This is a genomic window from Marinagarivorans sp., from assembly GCF_982758155.1.
Genome location: NZ_CEXWTU010000391.1, coordinates 1 through 2,372 on the forward strand (window position 1 = coordinate 1; position 2,372 = coordinate 2,372).

2 protein-coding genes and 1 tRNA gene are annotated in these 2,372 nt (G+C 46.3%); all 3 read right to left on the reverse strand.

Annotated elements, in window-relative coordinates; translation table 11 throughout:
• Positions 1 to 216 precede the first annotated feature (216 nt).
• Positions 217 to 293 (reverse strand) — tRNA-Arg (locus AC3A8L_RS21170).
• 132 nt (positions 294 to 425) lie between these two features.
• Positions 426 to 983: a hypothetical protein gene (locus tag AC3A8L_RS21175; RefSeq protein WP_487964265.1), complete on the reverse strand. Its 558-nt coding sequence runs from the start codon at positions 981 to 983 to the stop codon at positions 426 to 428.
• Positions 984 to 1,305: 322 nt separating this feature from the next.
• Complete coding sequence (locus AC3A8L_RS21180; RefSeq protein ID WP_487964266.1) at positions 1,306 to 2,046, reverse strand: DUF3108 domain-containing protein; 741 nt, start codon at positions 2,044 to 2,046, stop codon at positions 1,306 to 1,308.
• Between the last annotated feature and the right edge of the window lie 326 nt (positions 2,047 to 2,372).

Consider the following 2,372-nt stretch of genomic DNA (forward strand, 5'->3'; position numbering starts at 1 on the left):
TATCGAGGCGCTTAAAGGGGCGCATGCCGGGGCATGTAACGCTTTGAGCCACGAAGATAAGGAGGTCGAGATCAAGCATTAGTGGATGAAATATTGTTTCCTCGCCCCTTAAGTGTTCTCGGGCTTTTTTATGCGTGAAGCGGTTTTGATGCTGCTGGCTAAAAGACGGGCAATAAAAAAGCCGATACTCGAAAGTATCAGCTTTTTTACGAATAATGGCGCGCTCGGGAGGATTCGAACCTCCGACCGCCTGGTTCGTAGCCAAGTACTCTATCCAGCTGAGCTACGAGCGCGTCTTGTCTCTAAGGGGAGTGCTTACCCTGTCGAGGAGGCGCATATTACGGATAACCTCCTGAGTGGTCAAGTGTTTATTTTCAAAAAGATGTATTTTGTTTAATGCTCCTTTTAGGTTGGCGGGCTACTCTTTATATCTCTTTTCGAATGCTTAGCATGATTGTTTTGCTGGAGAACTCCACGTCGTAGTTTTTGAAGTGCGTGATTAACGTGTCTTCACCGAAAATATCGAGAACAGAAAACAGTGGGTTATTAGATTCAGCGGGGGTTAGTGCTCTGCGATATGAAAAGTAGCCTAGCGAGAGTACTTTACCGAGCGCTTTGGCGCCTTCGTACTGCTTGCTTTGCTCCATTGTAAGCCAAACGTTATTCAAAATACGCTGGCTCTTACAGGTGGCTTTGTCTCGAATACTTCGTGCGGAAGCTAGTAGTTGATCTGTAGTCATGAGCTTTGGCGACAGAAGGTGTAAGTCGGTGCTGCGGCGGTTTTTGTTCCAGAGGTGGCTAGGGAACTCGGGTGTTTGCTGGCTGGCAGTGCCACTGAATGACAGTTTTGGAAAGGGGCCGTCGTTAGCTAAGCAAATAGGGGATTTGAGTAGCGAACAAAGTCCTGCGAATACTAGCAGTAGCAGGGCGAAGATGCGTTGCTGCTGAAGTGTTTTAGAGGTTGCTGAAATCGCTATTGGCATTCGCATTACCTCTGTGCTGCTGCAGCACATTGCGCGGATTAAATAAGTTGTGCGAGGCGTTTGCGTAGCTCTACTAGTTAGCTGTAGTGGCTGGATTGATACGCAAAGTACCTTCGCTAAACACAGCTTAAATGAAAGCGGCAGTTCGAGGTTATAACGTTATATTCAGTCATTAGAATGCTTATAACTTATGGTCGTAATCACACTTTATATTTGAAATGTGTTATTAAATAAAGGACCTTGGGGTATGTGAGTGCTTACTTATTGTGTGTTTTTTTCACTAAGATAACTGTTATGTCGCGAATGTTTTCAGGTTATGGATTTATTGTATAAGGGGGGCTGCTTGTAAAAACTGTTTAAAGGCGCTTGTGCTGGAATAGTCTGTTAGTAGTGCTTCGTAAGTGCCGCCGTCTTCCTCGGTGTGGCGAATCTTTGCGAGTGTGTAGTTGAGTTCGGGGATGAGCCAAAGCTTAGTCTCTTTTTCTCCATCACCAGTACGTACCACGACGACCGCGGAGTATTGTTTTTCCTTAAAGTTAAGGCCTGCGTTTGCGCTGCGTTTAAAATGGTATTGCTTTGTTTGGCTTCTGCGCACGAAGGTGTAGCTAAATGTTTTCTGAGTCGGGTTTTGTGCAAGGTCACGCTGAAGCTGTAATTGGTAGAGCGTTGGGTCGAGGCTATTTTCATTTAACGGTTGAGTGCCTTTGTGGTTATTGCCTTTTGTGTAGTTTGCCACGAGTGATTGCCAGTCAAAGGTGAGCTGCTCTTTCTTCTTTACGCCAAAAATTTTGCGCTCGTATAGGTAGTTATGCGGCCGAAGGGTATTGTTTGTGAGGCTAAAATCGCTAGTTTCATCGATTTTAGCCATAAAGCTCTTGGCTTTTGAGGTCAGGCGATAATCATTGCCGTTACGGTTGAGTACACGGGTCATGGTGATGTTCAGGTTGGCGTATTCGCCGCTGTAGGTCGCTTCGAATATGGGTGCTGCTAAAGCGAGCGTTGGCGCGAGGTATACGAACAGCAATGATAGTAGTGCTTGTGGTAAGAAGCGTCGTGCGAGCATGTTTAATCTCAACTTATGAATCGTCTGATGGTGAAATACTAACGTTGTTAGTCTGAAGCCTGGCTTAATAGCCTGTTGCTGGAATGCTTTGCGCGCGCTGCCTGATTAAAGTGTTTTGTAACTATTTCAGGTGGGTTAGAAATAATGCCCACCTAAAAGGCGAGCTGATTATTTTCTGGGCATTCAAGCGTCGGGAAGGCTTATATCGCGCCCAGCCCCAGCCCCAGCATGGATGCGTGGGGGTAGACTTTGCAGGAGCACAAAGTCGTAAATGGCTTGAGCGGCCCAGAAAATGATCAATTTGCCGGCCTATTTGAGCATGGCTG